Genomic DNA, 17,335 nt, shown 5'->3' with positions numbered 1-17,335 from the left:
GTGAGCGGTGCGGTGGAAACCGCGGCCCGCTCGTCGAGCCCCAAGCTGATGCCGAGGCCGGATGCGTCGATCGACGCCGTGGACCTGATCTTGGCGCCGGTTCCGGAAGCGGCACGCCCGGTGCGCCGGCCGCGACCGCCACCCCCGCCCTCGACCAACGATCTGCTCGCCCAGCTGGTGCGCACCCAGGTGCCACAGCCGCCGCGTGCCGACGAGCCCCCGGTCGACATCGCCGAGCGCGATCGCGCCATCGACGACGTGGTCCGCGAACTGCTTGAGGATCGCGACGCGGCCTATCGGTCGGTCGCCGTGCTTTACCAGGATTTCCTGGTCCGCTGCCGCATCCGGCGCGTCCCCGGCGAGGCGCTGGCGCTGCCGGCGTTCCGTCGCAAGCTTGCCGTGGTGCGGGCCGGCGTTGCCGAGGAGACGGCGCAGTCCGAGACCTGGCAGACGGCGCTGTCGCTCTCGACGCAGCTCGCCGACGATGTGCAGGGGGTGTTCCTGGTGCTGGCGCGGGCTGCGCTCGAGGGGCTGCCCTGCCCCTCCGATGCCGCGCTGGCGCGGGCCTACGGCACCCACTCCACCGGCCGCGCCAGGCGCCTCCTCGCCTATTTCGAGGAACGCGGCCTCCTGGTGGTGCGTATGGACCTGCGCAACCAGCGCATCGTCGCCTTCCCCGATCTGAGCACCGAAACCGCCCCAGGCAACCCGGATGCGCCCGACTACGACGATCGGGCCGCCGCCGAGTAGTCGGCCGGATTGCTTCACGGGCGCGTTGACCGCAATTGCGGTGCGGGCTGTCCCCTCCCCCTGAACATGAGGAGGGAGACCAGAACACTGACATCTCAGGAAGCGTCTCCCTCCCCTTGTTTAGGGGGAGGGATCAAGGGTGGGGGTCAGTCAACCACCGGCTGTGGGGCTACTTACCTTCGGCCGGAGCATCCTGCTCTTCCGGCTCATCCGCAGCCGGAGCCACCGCCGGTTGCGGTGCGCTCGCCTGATCCTCCTCCGAGAGCCGGCGCTCGATCGCGTCCTTGGCCCCTTTGGCGAACTCCTCGCTCGAATACGGACCCCACTCGACCTGCTGTCCATCGAGATAGGCGTAGAAATACCATCGGCCGTCGCGCTTCTCCGGCCCAAACGTGCGCTGCGTCATAACTGCTCCTGCAAGCCCTTCAGGAAAACTTGCCGGCCGGCTTGTCGTTCCATCGCTTCAGCAGCGTTTTCGGCAGAAGTTGCAGAGTTTTCCGGTTGGAAAGCGCGACGAATCAAGGGCCTGGGGCATTTCAGCCCCCGCCCACTGCCGCGGCCTGCCCGACGCCTACGCAGTTCTACCAGCAGTGCACCAGACGGCTGATTCACCCACCCGACAAGCCGATCGTCGTTCGCAGTAGCGGGTAATCGTCTGTTCATCGGCGACGCGAACTATCGCCGATGTTGAAGTATCCGGGGGCGTCTTGCAGGTCGTCATCGACACATTACTGCACAACCACGACCTGGCGCTGGTCGCCGTGGCGGCGTTGCTGTGCGCGCTGTCGTCCTTCGCCGGGATTTCGCTGCTGCATCACGCCCGACGGACGACCGGCAGATTGCAGCTGGTATGGCTGGGCGTTGCCGCGGTCTCAGTCGGTTTCGGCATCTGGGCCACCCATTTCGTCGCGATGCTGGCGTTTCACCCCGGGGTTGCCGTTGGCTACGACCTGCCGACGACGCTGGCCTCGCTGTCGCTGGCCATCGCCATTGTCGGCGGCGGGCTGTGGTTTGCCACCATCGGCACCTCGACCGGCGACTCGATTCTTGCTGGCGGTGTGGTCGGGCTCGGCATCTCCGTCATGCACTATACCGGCATGGCGGCAGTGATCGTCGGCGGCAGCATCGTCTGGGACGGCAACCTGGTCGCGCTGTCGATCCTGACCGGCATGGCGCTGGGCGCCGCCGCCCTGTGGCTCGCCCGCGCCTCGACGCTGCGCGGCCGCGTCGGTGCGCCGATCCTGCTGACGCTCGCCATCTGCGCCATGCACTTCACCGCCATGGGGGCGGCCGGCTTCGCCGACTGCTATGCGATCGTTGCCGAGGGCACGCCGACCTGGCTCTGGCTGGTGCTGTCGCTCGCCTCGACCATCATCCTCGGCCTCGCCATGGGCGGCACCCTGCTCGACCTCAGGGATCGGCGCCACAGCGCCGAAAGCGTACGGATGCGCGAGCTGGCCGACGCCGCCGTCGAGGGCATCGTCATCGTCCGGCAGGGGATCATCAGCGCCACCAATCGCAGCTTCCGCCAACTGGTCGGCTCCGAGGCCGATGCCAGCGGTCAGCCACTGCTCGGGTTTCTCGACGCCGAGGCCTGTGGCGCGCTCGAGCGCTCGCCCAACGCCACCATCGAAGGGCGGCTGCGGGTTGCCGGCGGCGACATCCCGGTCGAGGCGGTGGCGCACGAGATCGAATTCCAGGGCGTGCGACAGCGGGCCATCGCCATCCGCGACGTATCCACCCGCAAGCAGGCCGAGGAGCATATCCGCTTCCTCGCCCATCACGATGCGCTGACCGGGCTGCCCAACCGGGTGAGTTTCGGCCGGCGGCTCAATGAAACCATCGACCGCGCCCGCAGCGATGGGCAGAGCTGCAGCGTGCTGTGTCTCGACCTCGACAAGTTCAAGGAAGTGAACGACCTCTACGGCCATGCGGCCGGCGACGCCCTCCTGCGCCGGGTCGGGCTGATCCTGCAGCGCGAGGTGGCCGAGATCGGCTATCCGGCGCGGTTGAGCGGCGACGAGTTCGCCGTGGTGCTCAACGCCACGGAAAACCTCGACGCCGCCAACCGCGTGGCGCAGCGCCTGCTGCAGGCGTTTGCGCACGACGTCGCCGACACCGCGGACGACGCCTCGATCTCTGCCTCGATCGGCATTGCCTCCTTCCCCGGCGACGCCGAGAGTGCTGAGCAGCTGATGTCGGCCGCCGACATGGCGCTCTACCGGGCCAAGCAGGATGGGCGCGGCGCCTATCGCCTGTTCGAAGCAACGATGAACGACGAGCTGCGTGACCGGCGACTGGTCGCCAATGATCTGGCAAATGCCGCCGATGCCGGACAACTGGACCTCGCCTACCAGCCGCAGGTGGACCTCATCACCGGCGACGTCACCGGCTTCGAGGCGCTGATCCGCTGGCGCCATCCGGAGCGCGGCGAGGTACCGCCCGGCATCTTCATCCCCATTGCCGAGGAGAACGGGCTGATCCTCGGGATCGGCGAGTGGGTACTGCGCACCGCCTGCGCGGAGGCGGCCGGCTGGCGGGTGCCACTGAGCATTTCGGTGAACGTCTCGGCCGCGCAGATCCACAATCCGGCCTTCGCCCGGCTGATCCACGAAGTGCTGATCGAAACGGGCCTCAGTCCGGCGCGGCTGGAGATCGAGGTGACCGAAACCGCACTGGTCCGAGACCTGGTGCGGGCGGTGACGACGCTGCGGCAGGTACGAGGGCTCGGGGTGCGGGTCGCCATCGACGACTTCGGCACCGGGCACTCGTCGCTGACCCATCTCAGCGCCTTCCCGTTCTCGCGCATCAAACTCGACCAGTCATTCGTCCGCACCTTCGACCGGAACCCGCAATCGGCAGCGATTGTTCACGCCGTCGTCGAGCTCGGCCGCTATCTCGGCACCCCGGTGGTCGCCGAGGGCGTCGAGCGACGCGAGGAACTGGCCTTCCTCCGCGCCGAAGGCTGCGCCACCGCGCAGGGTTTTCTGTTCGGTTACCCGGCGCCGATCGGCACGTTTGTCGGGTTGCAGGTGCGCAAGGCGAGCTAGGCGTCCCCTCTCCCCTCTGGGGGAGAGGGTTAGGGTGAGGGGCGCCAAGCGCACCAAATGAAGGGTTGGCGCCACCCACCACCCATGCTCAGCGTGCTTGGCGCCCCTCACCCCGGCCCTCTCCCCAGAGGGGTGAGGGGGCGATGTGGCACGACGAATGCGACCAGCGAGCTATCGTGGCCCAACCCCCTCACCCAACGCCCAATACGCCCGCCGCCGATGCAGCAGTGGCGCCGCCTCCGATCGCGTGGCAGCAGCCGTAACGAGGCCGAAGATCACCAGATGCTGGTCGACCGGCACGATGCTGCGCACCCGGCACTCGAAGCTGGCAATCGCGTCTCTCAGCACCGGCAAGCCGCTCGGCGATGTCTCGATAGCGAGTGCTGCGAAAGCCGAGGCATCCCGCGACCCAACCCGTCCGGCGAACAGCTCGGCAATATGCGCCTGGCTGTCGGCCAGCACGTTGACACAGAAACTGCCATTCTGGGCGATCACCTTGGCAGCCCGGCCGCCATTGTGGAGGCTGACCAGCAGCGTCGGCCCCTGCGCATCGAGCGAAACCGATGACATCGCCGTCACCGTGACGCCGTCGCGGCCGGCCGGACCGTCGGTGGTCACCACGCTGACCGAGAAGGCCACCCGCGACATGGCATCGAGGAAGGCTTGCCTGAGGCCGGTGGCATCGCCGACGGCCGGCTCCAGCGGCTTCATGCCGCGCGCTCGACCGTCTGCACCACTCCGCTGACCTGCCGCATCAGTCCAAGGCAGATATCACGGACCAGCGCCGCTTCTGCCGGCCCATGGTCGGGGTAGCGCACCATGTTGTCGCCGTTATGCATGAACACCCAGCCGCCCTTGCCGTCGTCGGTCGGGTATTGCCACAGCCAGTCGGCCGGCTTCGGATCGTCGGCCGGGCCGACCTCGGTCAGCCATACCGCGCCCGCCGGCGCCGGGGTCCAGCCGCGGGCATACTGCCCAAAAATCCCGCACCAGCCGTCGAACCCCTCGTCCATGTTGGCAAAGAACCCGAACGGATCGTCCTTTACCCGCACCTTGATGTTGCTGAAGGGGCGCGGTGGCACCGCTTCGAAAGTGCCGAGGAACGGCAGCCAGGCGATTGCCGGCTCGGAGTTGATGATGAGGTGCCCGCCTCTGGCGAGAAAGCCGAGCAGCACCTCCTGCCTCTCCCTCAGGAAGAACTGGTCCTGGTTGTTCGGGATGTAGAGGATGTCGCTGCCGGCGAGCGCCGCGGCGCTGAGCTCGTAGAGCGGCAGGAAGCGCGTCACGCCGCCGACCGGCGCGAGGCTTGGAGCGAGCGTCTCAGGCTCCCACTCGGTCTCGTGGTGCAGGCATTGCAGGTAGGTGACGGTGAAGCCGCGCTTTTCGCGCACGATGCCGAGCTCGCGGTTGAGCCAGGGGTAGAAACCTTCGAGGAAGCGTTTGGTGGCCGGCATGAAGCGCTCGCCATTATGGACGTGCGGATCCAGCGTCGTGACGATCAGCCGCCCGCCGCCCGGCAACTGGTCGAAATCGAGGAACAGGCTGGCGCTGTCGTCGTCGAGGTTGAGCGCGCTCTTCGCTGCCGGGTGGAGGCCGAAGACGCCCGACCAGTGCCAGCCCATGTCGCGCAATGAAATGCTGTCGCAGATTGGATGCCTGGGCTCAGGCTGATGGATCTCGAGCTTCGTCCCCGGCTTGGTCCACCATAGCCAGTCGCGCGCATGGATCGGCCTCCACTCGAGCGCGACCACGTCGATCCACTCTGCCGTGTCCTCGCCGCCGAACACCACAAGCAAGCCCCCCTGCCGCACATAGGCGTTGAGCGCCGCGGCGTGGGCCCGCACCGCTTCGCTGTCCATCGCGTCAGGAACCACTACCGCCGCATACTGGCTGAGATCGTGCCGGTCGAGCTCACGCAGGTAGAGCATGTCGTCGAGCAGGTGGTTGAAGTCATGGAAGCTGCGGATCTGCGAGCCGTTGCCCCAGGTGAGGAAAGCGATGCGTTTGCTCATGAAGCCTCGATGAAGCGCGGTGCGAAGGTAAAGACGCTGCTGCCGACGAACTCCGCCTTGTCGACGGGAACGCCGTAAAGCTGGGTGAGATGGCCAGCAGTCAGCGTCGCCTCGGTGGGGCCGTGGCGATAGCTGCCATCGCCATTCATCAGCAGCACCTCGCTCGCCACTTCCAGCCCGTGCTGCGGCGCGTGGGTGGTGAAGACGATGGTAACGCCGGTCTCGCTGTTGAGCCGTTTGAGGCTCTGCATCACGATCGACTGGTTCTTGTAGTCGAGCGCCGAGCACGGCTCGTCGAGCACCAGCACATCGCATTCCGAGCAGAGCGCCTGCGCGATCACCACCAGTTGCCGCTGCCCGCCGCTCAGCGTGTTGAAAGCGCGGTTTTCGAGCTCGAGCACCCCCATGCGGCTCAGGTAATCGCGCGCTACCCGGTAGTCGACAGCCGAAGGCGAGCCGAACAGCCCGATCCGCCGGGCCCGTCCCATCAGCACCATGTCGATCACCGAGTAAGAGAAGGCGGCCTGGAACAGCTGCGGCACGAAGCCGAGCTTGCCGTCGACCCGTACCGCGCCCTCGGTCGGTCTCCTGAGGCCCATGACCGTATGCAGCAGGGTGGTCTTGCCCACCCCGTTCGCCCCGAGGATCGCCAGCACGCTGCCTTTGGCGACCTTGAGCGAATAGCCCTTGAGGATGGTCGTGCCGGAGAGGCTGACGCCCAGATTGGTGAGCTCAATCATTGGTCCAGCCACTCGACGTCTGCAGGCGCTTCAAAATGATGGCGAAGACCGGCACGCCGATCAGCGCCGTGATGATGCCGATCGGGATTTCCGATGTGGTGAGCGTGCGGGCCAGGTCGTCGACCAGCAGCATGTAGATAGCGCCCAAGAGCGCCGAGACCGGCAGCAGCCGGCGATGCTCGGCCCCGACGATGGCGCGGCCGACATGCGGGATCACGAGGCCGACCCAGCCGACAATGCCTGAGGTCGCGACCACCGCGGCCGAAATCACCGAGACGGCGATCAGCACCAGCCACTGCACCAGCTCGATGGGCGAGCCCAGCGCCCGGGCTTTGTCTTCGCCCAGCGACAGAATGTTGAGCTGGAAGCGCAGCAGGTAGATCACCGCCATCGCTGGCAGCACGGCGAGGCACAGCAGCAGCAGGTCGGAATAGTTGGTCGAAGCGATGCTGCCCATCAGCCAGTAGGTGATGGCCGGCAGCTTCTCCTGCGGATCGGACAGCAGCTTGATGATCGAAATCGCCGCCTCGAAAAACGCCGAAACGATCACCCCGGCCAGCACCAGCGTCAGCACCGAGGTGCGGCCCTTCATGCTGGCGAGGAGGCGCACCACGAACAGGCTGGCAAGACCAATGGCGAAGCCCGAGCCGAGCGCCACATAGCCGCCGCCGACGAGGAGAATCGCCAGCGTGCCGCCGAACGCCGCGCCGGAGGTGACCCCGATAATCCCCGGATCGACCAGCGGATTGCGGAACATCCCCTGCAGCGCCGTGCCGGAGACCGCGAGCCCTGCCCCGATCACCACGGCGGCAAGGATGCGCGGCAGGCGGATCAGCTCGACCACATTGGCCTCGACCTCGGTCCAGGGCGGATCGGCAAACGGCACGATGTTGTGGATGAGGATCATCCAGACATCGAGCATGTTGATGTCGTAGCGCCCGATGGTCACCGACCAGGTCATCACCAGCAGCAATACCAGCGCGAGGCCGGCAGTGACGGGCACTGCGTTGCTGCGCAGGCTCGCCGCCGGCAGGGTTTCGGCGCTCATCGCTCCACCTCGGGCCTCTCGATGATCGCCTCGAGGATATCGAGCATCAGGTTGGGCTTGTCGTTGGGGGCGCTTTTGAACCAGTGGATGCAGTCGCCATTGTGGACGAACACATTGCCGCCGCCGGGATAGCGCCACACCCAGTCGACCGGGTGGAGGTCGTCCTCGGCCCCGATCATCGACAGGAGCTGCGCGCCCTCAGGCGGCTCGGACCAGCCGCGGGCATATTGCCCGAGGATGCCGTCATGCCGGTGATAGGTCTCGTAATCCATGCGGCCGAAATACTTGCCCGGCGTGTGCGGGCGGATCATCAGGTTGAGGTAGGGCCGCGGCGGCACCGCCTGGAAGGGCTTGAGGAACGGCAGCCACGGCCGTGCCAAGGTGCCGTTGATGATCAGGTTGCCGCCGCCGGCGAGATAGTCGAGCACCCGCTGCGTCTGGGTCAGCATGAACAGCTGGTCGTGCGCGCTGGGGAAGTACAGCACGTGATAGTCGGCGAGCCTTACCTCGGTCATGCCATGCATCGGCTGGAAGGTGGTCTGCCAGTACGACGGCAGCGCCTTGGCGATATTGTCGAGCCGCCATTCGTCCCAGGTGCGGAGGTAGAGGAGCTTGCGGGTGCGATCAGGCGTGCTCACGGGCCACCTCCGCCTTCAGCCAGGGGAAGAAACCGTTCAGAAAGCGCGTCGTCGCCGGCATGAAGCGGCGCCCGCTATGCACGACAGGATCGATGGTCGAGCAGATCAACCGGCCGCCGCCTTCGGGCAGGCGGTAGTCGAACATCAGGCAGCCCTCGTCATTGTCGAGGTTGAGGATCGGCTGCGCACCGGGGAAAAACCGGTAGGCGCCGAAGAAGTGCCACGACATGTCGGCCACCGGGATGGCCTCGGCCATCGGGTGCTTCGGCTCGGGCTGGTAGACCTCGAGCCGCCCGCCCGGCTTCATCCACCATTTCCAGTCCTTGGTGCCGCGCTCGAACCACGGCACGTCGACAATGGTGAGCCATTGGTCGAGCCGGCTGGGCTCGAACGCAATGAGGAAGCCGCCCTTGGCGAGGTAATCGTCGAACTTGCCGGCGTGCCTCGCCAGCACTTCCTGGTTGGAGAAATCCGGGATGACGATGGCGCGATACTGCTGGAGGTCGACCCGGTCGAGCTCCATCACGTAGATCATGTCGTCGATATAGGCCCGGTAGTCGTCGAAGGTCGTGACCTGACCTCCATCGCCCGAGCAGACATAGCCGATGTCCTTCACCGGGCAGTCTCCATAGATGCAGATGTGGACAGCTCCGGCGCGTTGCGGCGCCGGAGCTGGAACTGGAGAGTTTTCAGGAAAAGTTGCAGACTTTTCCGGTTCGAAAGCGCGACCAAATCAAAGCCTTGTCAGCCGAGGATCTTGGCGTAATCGGTCGAGGTGCTGTTGGCTTCGACTTCGAGGATCTTGTCGAGCAGCGGCTCGGTAAGGTCCTTGCCGTAGATCTCCTTGAAGGTGGTCTTCAGCGTGTCGCGGAAGGCGGTCTCAGCGGCGAAGTCGGTGGGATGGGTGATGCGGGCCAGCCACTGCGCGGTAAGGTGCACTTCCGGCGCATCGGGGGAGCGGTTGAACTTGGGCACCTTGTAGACGCGATGGTTCTTGATCGCATCGACGCCACCGAGCAGCGGATCGTTGTAGAACGCCTCGGGCGTCAGGTCGGTGGCCCAGGCCGGGATGATGATGACCTCGGGGTTCCAGACCAGGAACTGCTCGGCATCGATGGTACGCCACCACTCGCCGGTATCATCGGCAGCGAGGTTCTGCACGCCGCTCAGCGCGTAGTTCTGCGAAGAGTTGGCGACCACCTGGATCTGCTCGCCGATCTTGTCGACTTCGAGCATCTTCACGTAGTTCGCGGGCTCGACGGCCTTGAAGTGCTCGACCAGCGCGGCGTTGGAATCGTCCTGCAGCTTGAGCAGCATGGCGGCGCGCTCAGGCTTGCCGGCGATGGCGCCGCTCATGGTGATGTAGCCGCGGCGCTGTTCCTCGGTGCAGCAGTTCCAGCCGGCAACCTTGAGGCCCACATCCTCGAGCTGCTTGATCTGGCCTTCCTTGTGCACGACCTCGAACACCAGGTCGGGGCCGGCGGCGAGCACCGCTTCGACATTGGTGGCAAAGCCCGGGCCGGCCATCGTCGCGTCGAGCTGCATCAGCTCGGGGATGGTCTCGTCGTAGAGACCGCCCTTGAAGGTGTTGAGCGAGGCGGACGCGGTGCCGGCAATGTGCTCGGTCGTGCCATCGACGGCGAAATAGACCACCGGCGCGGCCGACGGCAGGGTGATCAGCTTCTTGGGCGGCGCGTCGAGCGTAACCGTGCGCCCTGCCTGATCGACGAAGCTGGTCTGGGCCAGGGCGGCGGAGGCCGACAGCAGGGCAAGCGACAGCGGTACCGCCAGGGCCATCGCCCCGCGGAATGAAAGCGGCATCGTGATTTCCTTCGATAGGTCTGGTGTACCCGGGGCTCGGCGCTGAGCCCGGCTACAGGATCAATCAAAGATGATCGTTGCAGTCAAGTTAAAACCAACCGCTGCGGCAAGCCGCCTAGGCCCGGAATAGCGAAAGGCCGCCCGGTGGGCGGCCTTCGCTCGGTTTCACACGCGGTGCTTACGCGTCATCGCCCGGCGCTTACTCGTCGTCGCTCGGTGCGGCCGCCATGCCGAGCGCTGTGAGGTAGAGCTCGAGCAGCGCTTCCTGCTCCATGCGCTCGGCATGGTCCTGCTTGCGGATCGAGACGATCTTGCGCAGCACCTTGGTGTCGAAGCCGTTGCCTTTGGCTTCGGCGTAAACTTCCTTGATGTCACCGGCGATTGCGGCCTTCTCTTCTTCGAGCCGCTCGATGCGTTCGATGAAGGCCTTGATCTGGTCCTGGGCGACGCTATCGGGGGAGACGGTTGCCATAGTCGAATTCCTCTTCGTTTCGGCCCCCGTTCAACCCGTTCGTCAACGCCGGTTCAAGCCTATTCGGACAGCAATCCACATCGCTTGCCCCCTAGCTTCGTAATTCCGACAAAAGCCGCGTTTACCGGTTGACAGCGGACGGAGCGCTGAGCACAAACACCTCGCGCGCTGCAAACGATTTCAGGCAATCCAACCCGGACGGTCCATTGCGCTACATCCTGGCCATCGCTGGTGTGCTCGCCGCAGCGTTCGTAGCCATCACCATCTGGGTTTTCCTGCCGCGTGCCGACGCGCCGCTCAGTGCTGCCTCGGCGCAGGCCCAGCAGGCCCAGTCTCAAACCTCTGCTGACCAGAGCGCCGAGACCGGCGAAGGCAGCTTCCGCGTCTGCAACGAGACCGGCAACAAGGTCTCCGTCGCCTTCGGCTATCGCGCCGAGAAGGGCTGGCAGTCCGAAGGCTGGTGGGTGGCCGAACCCGATAACTGCGTCACCATCTATCGCGGTAACCTCGAAGCTCGTCGCTACTACTATGTCTACGCCGCCGACGACGTCAGCGGCGGCGCCTGGGACGGCAGCGTGTTCATGTGCACCCGCGACGAGACCTTCACCATCTTCGGTGTTGAGGATTGCCTGGCGCGCGGCTACGAACGCACCGGCTTCTTCGAAGTCGATACCGATAATCGCAGCGACTGGACGCTGCAGCTCACCGATGGCGAGGTCGTCAGCGGCGACACCGGCCCCACCGGCGAAGCCGTGCCACTCGAGGGCGACATGCCGACCGACGGCGGCGACCAGCCGGCCGACGACACTCCTACTGATGAAGGTGCAGATTCCGAATGAAACGCTTGAGACGCGTGAAGATCGTCGCCACCCTGGGCCCCGCGTCCAACGACGAAGCTACGATCGAGAAGCTGGCGCGTGCCGGTGCGGACGTCTTCCGCATCAACATGAGCCACGCCAGCCATGAGCTGCTGAAGCAGACCGTCGGCTTCATCCGCAATGTCGAAGCGCGGCTGCACCACCCGATTGGCATCCTGGTCGACCTGCAGGGGCCAAAGCTGCGCGTCGGCCGCTTCGCCGAAGGCGCTGTGCAACTGGTCGCCGGTGGCAAGTTCACCCTCGACAGCTCGGAAGCGCCGGGCACCGCCGAGCGTGTGTTCCTGCCGCACCCGGAAATCCTCGAATCCGTCTCGGTGGGCGATCGCCTGCTGCTCGATGACGGCAAGCTCCAGCTCCGCGCCACCAAGGTCGGCGGCGGACAAGTCGAGACCGAGGTGATCTATGGCGGCAAGCTGAGCGACAAGAAGGGCGTGAGCCTGCCCGATACGCTGCTGCCGATGGGGGCGCTGACCGAGAAGGATCACGCCGACCTCCTGAAGGGCCTCGAGGCGGAAGCTGACTGGATCGCCGTCAGCTTTGTGCAGCGCCCCGAAGACATCATCGATATTAGGAAGATCGTCCAGGGCCGCGCCGGCGTCATGGCCAAGATCGAGAAGCCGCAAGCGGTGGAGCGGCTGGAAGAGATCATCAAGCTCTGCGACGCCTTCATGGTGGCGCGCGGCGATCTCGGCGTGGAAATGCCGCTCGAGCAGGTCCCGGGCCTGCAGAAGCGCATGATCCGTATCGCCCGCCGCTACGGCAAGCCCGTGGTGGTCGCCACCCAGATGCTGGAATCGATGATCACTTCGCCGGTGCCGACCCGCGCTGAAGTCTCCGACGTGTCGATCGCCGTGTTCGAAGGCGCCGACGCCGTCATGCTCTCGGCCGAGAGCGCTTCGGGCCAGTACCCGGTCGAAGCCGTGGCGATGATGAACAAGGTGGCCGTAGCGGTCGAAGGCGATCCGAACTATCGCGGCATCATCCGTGCCCAGGCCGCCGAGCCCGAAGCAACCGCGGCCGACGCGATCTCCGCGGCGACCCGCCAGGTGGCCGAAACGCTCGATCTGGCCGCCATTGTCACCTACACCTCGTCCGGCTCGACCGCCATCCGCGCCGCCCGCGAGCGGCCCAGTAAGCCGATCCTGGCACTGTCGCCGAACCTTCGTACCGTCCGCCGCCTGTCGGTGGTCTGGGGCATCCACTGTGTGGAATCGCCCGATGCGGTGAACCTCGAGGACATGGTCGATCGCGCCTGCGTCATCGCTTACAACGAAGGCCTCGCGCGCCCGGGCGACCGTATCGCCATCACCGCCGGCATCCCGCTCGGCACCCCCGGCGCCACCAACATGCTGCGCATTGCCTTCGTCCGCCAGGATGGCGCCGGATCCTCTTGATCCTGCCTGCCTAGGCTGTACCTTCTCGATCCCTCCCCTCTAGGGGACGCCATAGCGTCCCCAACCGGGGGAGGGATTTTCGCTTTCAGTAACGGATTGCCCTGATGTCCACCGCCCTCGACGCCGCCCTCGCCCATGCCGACGCCCATCTCGACGACAGCGTCGCGCGGCTGAAGACGCTGGTGGCGATCAAGTCGATTTCCACCGATCCGGCCTATACCGGCGAAGTGCATAGGGCCGCGGACTGGCTGGCGGCAGATCTCAACGCGCTGGGCTTCGAGGCCTCGGTGCGCCCGACCCCCGGGCACCCGATGGTGGTGGCGCACGACCAGACGGCTGATGGACCGCACGTGCTGTTCTACGCCCACTACGACGTGCAGCCGGTCGATCCGCTGAACCTCTGGGCCACCGACCCATTCGCCGCAACGCTGGTCAAGGGCGAGGATGGCGAGACCCGCATCGTCGGGCGCGGCAGTTCCGACGACAAGGGGCAGCTCCTGACCTTCGTCGAGGCCTGCCGGGCCTGGAAGGCGGTGAACGGCGCGCTGCCGATCAAGGTGACGCTGTTCTTCGAAGGCGAGGAAGAGTCGGGCGGCAAGAGCCTGCCTGGCTTCCTCGAAGCCAACAAGGCCGAGCTCGGCAGCGCCGACATCGCGCTGGTCTGCGACACCGACCTGTGGAACCGCGAGACGCCCTCGATCGTCACCTCGCTGCGCGGCCTCGTCGGCGAGGAGGTGGTGATCACCTGCGCCAGTCATGACCTCCACTCCGGCATGTACGGCAACGCCGCGCGCAACCCGATCCAGGTGCTGGCCGATATCATCGCCTCGCTGCGCAACTCCGATGGCAGCGTGGCGGTCGAAGGCTTCTACGACGACGTCGCGGAGCTCCCTGCCGAGATCGCGGCGCAGTGGAAGCGCCTGCCCTATGACGAGGCGGCTTTCATGCGTGGAGCCGGGCTGACCACACCGGCCGGCGAACAGGGCCGTTCGGTGCTCGAGCAGACCCGCTCACGCCCGACCTGCGAGATCAACGGCATCAGCGGCGGCTATACCGGCGACGGCTTCAAGACCGTGATCCCGGCCAAGGCCAGCGCCAAGATCTCGTTCCGCCTGGTTTCCGGCATGGACCCAAAGAAGATCCGCGCCGCGTTCCGCAAGCACGTCACCGACCGGCTGCCGCCCGACGCCACCGCGAGCTTCCACGAGCACGGCGGCGCGCCCGCGGTCTCGGTGCCGACCGATGGCCCGTTCGTCGCCAAGGCCGCGGCGGCGCTCAAGGATGAGTGGGGCAATGAGGCGGCGCTGATCGGCTCGGGCGGCTCGATCCCGGTGGCCGGCGAGTTCAAGAAGACCCTGGGGCTCGACACGCTGCTGATCGGCTTCGCACTCGACGACGACCGCATCCACTCGCCCAACGAGAAGTACGACCTGAGGAGCTTCCACAAGGGCATCCGCTCCTGGCTGCGCATCATCGCGGGATTTGCGGGGTAGGGCGACCCACCCACCGGCCGTCATCCCGACGAAAGTCGGGACCCACTGCTCGAGGCACGAACCCAACCGGTCCATCGCGGCAAGGTCGGCCAGATCGCGCCGGTGGAGGTCATGAGCACTGGGTCCCGGCCTCCGCCGCGATGGCGGCCGGTGGTGGGCTGCCGGATCGAATACCCAAACAGCAAAAAGCCCGCTTGCGCGGGCTTTTCAAACTACGTGCAGTCGTGAGCAGCAGCTCAGCCCTGGCGGGCCTTGTAGCGCTTGTCCACCTTGTTGATGATGTACACGCGGCCGCGGCGGCGCACGAGCTTGTTGGCGCGATGGCGACCCATCAGAGCCTTGAGCGAGTTGGTGACTTTCATGCCGAACCTCGGAACTGAAATAAAAACAGGCGCCGCGCGCCCTTCGAATTGGGGCCGTGATTAAGGGCAAAAACCCTTGCTGTCAACGTCCTTCCGCTGGTTTTCCGGGCTAAGGCGATTAACCGGTCGGCAAGGCGCCGATGCGACACTGATCGAATGCAGAAACCCAGCTTTTCCAAGCTCGATGTGCTCGTCGTCGATCCCTCGCCGCACATGGGAGCGCTGATCGGCCAGATGCTGCGCCACCTCAAGGTGCGCCGCATCGATGAGGTGCAGAGCTCCGATGGGGCAGCCATGCTGCTGCAGACCCATCGCTTCGGCGCCATCATGCTGAACGACGTGCTGGCGCCGATGAGTGGCGTTGCCGTGGTCAAAGCGCTGCGCGCCGCCTCCGAAGGGCTGAACCGCGATACGCCCGTCATCATGATGTCGGCCGCTCCCGATGCCGCCGAAATCGCCGCCGCGCGCGACTCCGGCGTCACCGAGTTCCTGCGCAAGCCCTTCGCCACCCAGCACATCGAGAGCCGGCTGGTCGCCATGCTGGCGGCGCCGCGACCCTTCATCGAAGCCAAGGCCTTTGTCGGCCCCGATCGCCGCCGCAAGCGCGCCGTGCCCAAGGGCGGCGAACGCCGAAACCGCGCCTAGCGCGGCAGCGCAATCCAGCGGCAATGCCGGTGACTCAACCGTCAGGCGCCGCCGTTGAGGTCCAGTTCCTGCCAGCGGATGCAGGCAACCCGCCGCCCATTGGCAAGGGTTTCGAGCGGTGGCCTGACCTGGGCGCAGCGCTCCTCGGCAAAGCGGCAGCGCGTCCGGAACGTGCAGCCCGAGGGCTGGTTGATCGGCGACGGGATTTCGCCCACCAGCCCCTCGATGGTGCGTTGTCGCGCCCGTTTCGGGTCGGGGATCGGCACCGCGGTCAGCAGCGCCCTGGTATAGGGGTGCTTGGGATCCTCATAGAGGTCGTCGCCATCGGCGAGCTCGACGATCCGGCCGAGATAGAGCACGAGGATGCGGTCGGAAACGTGCCGCACCACGCTCAGATTGTGCGAGATGAAGATCAGCGTCAGCCCGAACTCGTCCTTCAGATCACTCAACAGGTTGAGGATCTGCGCCTGGATCGAGACGTCGAGCGCCGATACCGGCTCGTCGCAGACGATCAGCTTGGGCTCGCTGATCAGCGCCCGGGCGATGCCGATGCGCTGCGCCTGCCCGCCCGAGAACTCGTGCGGATAGCGGTTGATCATTTCCGGCAGCAGGCCGACCGCCTCCATGGTCCGCAGCACCCGCTCGCGCCGGCCCTTGGCGTCGATCTCGGGCATCAGCGTCTTGAGCGGATCGGCAATGATCTCGCCCACGGTCATCCGCGGATTGAGTGAGGCCAGCGGATCCTGGAAGATGATCTGCAGGTCGCGGCGCTTCTTGCGCATCTCCTCGGCCGGCAGCTTGGTGATGTCCTGCCCCAGCCACAGCACGCGCCCCTCGTCCGGGGCCAGCAGCTGCAGGATGCAGCGGCCGAGCGTCGACTTGCCGCAACCACTCTCGCCCACGATACCCAGCGTTTCGCCGCGCTTGACGGTGAAGCTGATATCCTGCAGCGCACGCAGCTGAAAGGGCTTGGCGAACAGGCCGGCGGAAATGGAGAAGTTCTTCGAGAGGTTCTCGATCTTCAACAGGTCTTCGGTACGATCGAGCATTATGCCACCGCCTCGTACTTGAGTTCACCCTGGTACCAGCAGGCCTTTTCGCGCACATCCTCCACCGGCAGCAGTGGTGGCCGTTCCTCAAAGCAGCGCTCGAAGCGGAAGGCGCAACGCGGGTGGAAGGCGCAGCCCCTGGGCAGGTGCTCGAGGCTGGGCGGCAGGCCCTGGATCGGATCGAGGCGCTTGGCGCGCTTGGCCACGTGCGGCGTCGAGTGCAGCAGCCCCAGCGTATAGGGATGGCGCGGGTCGTAGAACAGCGTGTCGGTCGGCCCCTTCTCGATGCAGCGGCCGCCATACATCACCATCATCCGATCGGCGACGCCGGCCACCACCCCCAGGTCGTGGGTGATCAGCACCAGCGCGGTGCCGAAATCATTGGTGAGATTCTTGAACAGGTCGAGCATCTGCGCCTGCACGGTCACGTCGAGCGCCGTGGTCGGCTCGTCCGCGATCAGCACCCGGGGCTTACAGAGCAGCGCCATGGCAATCATCACGCGCTGCCGCATGCCGCCCGAAAGCTCGTGCGGATAGGCGTTGGCACGCTTCACCGGCTCGGGGATGCCGACCCGCTCGAGCATCTCGATCACGGCACGATGGGCCTTTTCCGCGGTAAAGCCCTGGTGCCGCACCAGCACTTCGGCAAGTTGCGTCTTGACCCGGAGCGTTGGGTTCAGCGAGGTCATCGGATCCTGAAAGATCATCGCGATATCCTTGCCGCGATAATTGTCCAGCTTGTCCGGCGCCATGCCGATAAGGTTCACGTCGCCCAGCATGGCGCGGCCCGAGGCTTTGCCGTTGCGGGCCAGGAGCCCCATGATGGAGAGGAACGCCTGGCTCTTGCCCGAGCCGCTCTCGCCCACCACGGCGAGCGTTTCGCCCTCGGCGAGGGTGAAATCGAGGTCGGAAACCGCCTTCACCTCGGATTGGTGCAGCGCGAAGGTTACGTCGAGATTGTCGACGACAAGCACATTGGCCAT

Annotated in this window: 17 protein-coding genes and 1 pseudogene; 6 read left to right on the top strand and 12 right to left on the bottom strand. The window is 66.0% G+C overall.

Annotated elements, in window-relative coordinates:
• Positions 1 to 750: pseudogene (locus tag VW23_RS28955) on the top strand (ATP-binding protein); the annotation flags it as partial.
• Positions 751 to 919: 169 nt separating this feature from the next.
• Here the strand turns inward: VW23_RS28955 and VW23_RS11225 are convergent.
• Complete coding sequence (locus VW23_RS11225) at positions 920 to 1,156, bottom strand: hypothetical protein (RefSeq protein WP_069909649.1); 237 nt, start codon at positions 1,154 to 1,156, stop codon at positions 920 to 922.
• A gap of 301 nt (positions 1,157 to 1,457) precedes the next feature.
• Between VW23_RS11225 and VW23_RS11220 the strand changes: the two genes are divergently transcribed.
• Positions 1,458 to 3,800: a bifunctional diguanylate cyclase/phosphodiesterase gene (locus VW23_RS11220; protein ID WP_069909648.1), complete on the top strand. Its 2,343-nt coding sequence runs from the start codon at positions 1,458 to 1,460 to the stop codon at positions 3,798 to 3,800.
• A gap of 171 nt (positions 3,801 to 3,971) precedes the next feature.
• On the opposite strand, the gene VW23_RS11215 is transcribed toward VW23_RS11220, so the two are convergent.
• The 8 genes from VW23_RS11215 to VW23_RS11180 form a co-directional block, all read right to left on the bottom strand.
• Complete coding sequence (locus tag VW23_RS11215; protein WP_069909647.1) at positions 3,972 to 4,511, bottom strand: flavin reductase family protein; 540 nt, start codon at positions 4,509 to 4,511, stop codon at positions 3,972 to 3,974.
• Positions 4,508 to 5,812: a type 1 glutamine amidotransferase family protein gene (locus tag VW23_RS11210; protein WP_069909646.1), complete on the bottom strand. Its 1,305-nt coding sequence runs from the start codon at positions 5,810 to 5,812 to the stop codon at positions 4,508 to 4,510. The genes VW23_RS11215 and VW23_RS11210 overlap by 4 nt, the downstream gene beginning before the upstream one ends.
• Positions 5,809 to 6,552 (bottom strand): ABC transporter ATP-binding protein, encoded by a 744-nt coding sequence (locus VW23_RS11205; RefSeq protein WP_069909645.1) that lies wholly within the window; start codon positions 6,550 to 6,552, stop codon positions 5,809 to 5,811. Before VW23_RS11205 ends, VW23_RS11210 begins: the two co-directional genes overlap by 4 nt.
• Positions 6,545 to 7,600, bottom strand: coding sequence for a FecCD family ABC transporter permease (locus VW23_RS11200; RefSeq protein ID WP_069909644.1), 1,056 nt, complete (start codon positions 7,598 to 7,600; stop codon positions 6,545 to 6,547). The genes VW23_RS11205 and VW23_RS11200 overlap by 8 nt, the downstream gene beginning before the upstream one ends.
• Positions 7,597 to 8,238 carry a hypothetical protein gene (locus tag VW23_RS11195; protein WP_069909643.1) on the bottom strand — a complete coding sequence of 214 codons (642 nt, stop codon included), beginning with the start codon at positions 8,236 to 8,238 and terminating at the stop codon, positions 7,597 to 7,599. The genes VW23_RS11200 and VW23_RS11195 overlap by 4 nt, the downstream gene beginning before the upstream one ends.
• Positions 8,225 to 8,854: a hypothetical protein gene (locus VW23_RS11190; RefSeq protein ID WP_069909642.1), complete on the bottom strand. Its 630-nt coding sequence runs from the start codon at positions 8,852 to 8,854 to the stop codon at positions 8,225 to 8,227. Before VW23_RS11190 ends, VW23_RS11195 begins: the two co-directional genes overlap by 14 nt.
• A 128-nt stretch (positions 8,855 to 8,982) precedes the next feature.
• Positions 8,983 to 10,059 (bottom strand): ABC transporter substrate-binding protein, encoded by a 1,077-nt coding sequence (locus tag VW23_RS11185; RefSeq protein WP_084645942.1) that lies wholly within the window; start codon positions 10,057 to 10,059, stop codon positions 8,983 to 8,985.
• Between the two features lie 199 nt (positions 10,060 to 10,258).
• Positions 10,259 to 10,531, bottom strand: a complete 273-nt coding sequence (locus VW23_RS11180; protein ID WP_055883009.1) for a DUF2312 domain-containing protein — start codon at positions 10,529 to 10,531, stop codon at positions 10,259 to 10,261.
• A 206-nt stretch (positions 10,532 to 10,737) separates the two neighbouring features.
• Between VW23_RS11180 and VW23_RS28190 the strand changes: the two genes are divergently transcribed.
• From VW23_RS28190 to VW23_RS11165, 3 genes are all read left to right on the top strand, one after another.
• On the top strand, positions 10,738 to 11,370 hold the full coding sequence (locus VW23_RS28190) for a DUF1036 domain-containing protein (RefSeq protein WP_244513520.1): 633 nt from the start codon (positions 10,738 to 10,740) through the stop codon (positions 11,368 to 11,370).
• A complete protein-coding gene (gene pyk / locus VW23_RS11170; protein ID WP_069909641.1) occupies positions 11,367 to 12,803 on the top strand; it encodes a pyruvate kinase in 1,437 nt (478 codons plus the stop codon). The genes VW23_RS28190 and pyk overlap by 4 nt, the downstream gene beginning before the upstream one ends.
• A gap of 104 nt (positions 12,804 to 12,907) precedes the next feature.
• Positions 12,908 to 14,296, top strand: coding sequence for a M20/M25/M40 family metallo-hydrolase (locus VW23_RS11165; protein WP_069909640.1), 1,389 nt, complete (start codon positions 12,908 to 12,910; stop codon positions 14,294 to 14,296).
• A gap of 236 nt (positions 14,297 to 14,532) precedes the next feature.
• On the opposite strand, the gene ykgO is transcribed toward VW23_RS11165, so the two are convergent.
• Complete coding sequence (gene ykgO / locus VW23_RS11160) at positions 14,533 to 14,658, bottom strand: type B 50S ribosomal protein L36 (RefSeq protein WP_055046235.1); 126 nt, start codon at positions 14,656 to 14,658, stop codon at positions 14,533 to 14,535.
• 156 nt (positions 14,659 to 14,814) lie between these two features.
• Between ykgO and VW23_RS11155 the strand changes: the two genes are divergently transcribed.
• Positions 14,815 to 15,303 carry a response regulator transcription factor gene (locus VW23_RS11155; RefSeq protein ID WP_069909639.1) on the top strand — a complete coding sequence of 163 codons (489 nt, stop codon included), beginning with the start codon at positions 14,815 to 14,817 and terminating at the stop codon, positions 15,301 to 15,303.
• 41 nt (positions 15,304 to 15,344) lie between these two features.
• Here the strand turns inward: VW23_RS11155 and VW23_RS11150 are convergent, their stop codons facing one another.
• Positions 15,345 to 16,352, bottom strand: coding sequence for an ABC transporter ATP-binding protein (locus tag VW23_RS11150; protein WP_069909638.1), 1,008 nt, complete (start codon positions 16,350 to 16,352; stop codon positions 15,345 to 15,347).
• Positions 16,352 to 17,335, bottom strand: coding sequence for an ABC transporter ATP-binding protein (locus VW23_RS11145; protein ID WP_069909637.1), 984 nt, complete (start codon positions 17,333 to 17,335; stop codon positions 16,352 to 16,354). Before VW23_RS11145 ends, VW23_RS11150 begins: the two co-directional genes overlap by 1 nt.

It is taken from the genome of Devosia insulae DS-56 (assembly GCF_000970465.2).
GTDB lineage: Bacteria > Pseudomonadota > Alphaproteobacteria > Rhizobiales > Devosiaceae > Devosia_A > Devosia_A insulae.
Note: the sequence above shows the minus strand (reverse complement) of the source record. Positions and strands in the feature narration are given on the sequence as shown.

Bases quoted from the DNA above. Each gene is read 5' to 3' on its own strand.
- VW23_RS11225 (WP_069909649.1), bottom strand. From the start codon at position 1,156: ATGACGCAGCGCACGTTTGGGCCGGAGAAGCGCGACGGCCGATGGTAT.
- VW23_RS11215 (WP_069909647.1), bottom strand. From the start codon at position 4,511: ATGAAGCCGCTGGAGCCGGCCGTCGGCGATGCCACCGGCCTCAGGCAA.
- VW23_RS11210 (WP_069909646.1), bottom strand. From the start codon at position 5,812: ATGAGCAAACGCATCGCTTTCCTCACCTGGGGCAACGGCTCGCAGATC.
- VW23_RS11205 (WP_069909645.1), bottom strand. From the start codon at position 6,552: ATGATTGAGCTCACCAATCTGGGCGTCAGCCTCTCCGGCACGACCATC.
- VW23_RS11200 (WP_069909644.1), bottom strand. From the start codon at position 7,600: ATGAGCGCCGAAACCCTGCCGGCGGCGAGCCTGCGCAGCAACGCAGTG.
- VW23_RS11185 (WP_084645942.1), bottom strand. From the start codon at position 10,059: ATGCCGCTTTCATTCCGCGGGGCGATGGCCCTGGCGGTACCGCTGTCG.
- VW23_RS11180 (WP_055883009.1), bottom strand. From the start codon at position 10,531: ATGGCAACCGTCTCCCCCGATAGCGTCGCCCAGGACCAGATCAAGGCC.
- pyk (WP_069909641.1), top strand. From the start codon at position 11,367: ATGAAACGCTTGAGACGCGTGAAGATCGTCGCCACCCTGGGCCCCGCG.
- VW23_RS11165 (WP_069909640.1), top strand. From the start codon at position 12,908: ATGTCCACCGCCCTCGACGCCGCCCTCGCCCATGCCGACGCCCATCTC.
- ykgO (WP_055046235.1), bottom strand. From the start codon at position 14,658: ATGAAAGTCACCAACTCGCTCAAGGCTCTGATGGGTCGCCATCGCGCC.
- VW23_RS11155 (WP_069909639.1), top strand. From the start codon at position 14,815: ATGCAGAAACCCAGCTTTTCCAAGCTCGATGTGCTCGTCGTCGATCCC.
- VW23_RS11150 (WP_069909638.1), bottom strand. From the start codon at position 16,352: ATGCTCGATCGTACCGAAGACCTGTTGAAGATCGAGAACCTCTCGAAG.
- VW23_RS11145 (WP_069909637.1), bottom strand. From the start codon at position 17,335: ATGGCCAATGTGCTTGTCGTCGACAATCTCGACGTAACCTTCGCGCTG.